At 54.4% G+C, this 608-nt stretch carries 1 protein-coding gene; it reads left to right on the top strand.

The window, feature by feature from the left end:
- Positions 1 to 608: hypothetical protein (locus tag EOA33_RS39605; protein ID WP_190234542.1), on the top strand; the 608-nt coding region annotated here is incomplete at both ends.

Raw genomic sequence — 608 nt, 5'->3', positions numbered from 1 at the left:
AACATGGGCTACGCGACGCTCTGGCTCGGATTATTCGCGATTTCGACAGCAAGCGCGGCGCCTTTGCCGCGCTGAAATACAACTCCCCGTGGATGCTGGCCACCGAGGATTGGGCCGAACGATCGGGCCATACGGTCGAATCTCTGTGCGAGGTGATTTCTCAGTGGCGGATTTCACGCTGCTCGGGCGAGCCGATGGATCCTAGAATATCTCCGGTCTTTGAAGATCTTCGAGGCGCTGCGGAGGAGTGGAGAGACGAGACAGGTAACGTCGACCCGCCCCTGCGCTTTGATCCTGAAAAATCAAAATTTCCCAATCGCAAGGAACTGAAGGAACATACTCAAAACAGATGGGGCTCTCTAGGGTTGGCGGGGCAATGGCACAACTACGATGCTAGAGATCTTACTTTTGGTGGTGTTTTTGAAGACAGATTTGGCCACCGAGTTGCAGTCAGCATGACCTTCAAGCTTGGATACGGAGGCCCAATAAGGCTGTTTCTGCAATTTCCTTACTACTCGGGCGGCGAACCGAGATCACTTGACCTCTTCACGCTTTCTGGCTGGCTCGTACGCAATGCGCTCCGGCTACCACAAGCCCCCGAATTCGAA

This window comes from Mesorhizobium sp. M4A.F.Ca.ET.050.02.1.1, from assembly GCF_003997725.1.
Classification (GTDB): Bacteria; Pseudomonadota; Alphaproteobacteria; order Rhizobiales; family Rhizobiaceae; genus Mesorhizobium.
Note: the sequence above shows the minus strand (reverse complement) of the source record. Positions and strands in the feature narration are given on the sequence as shown.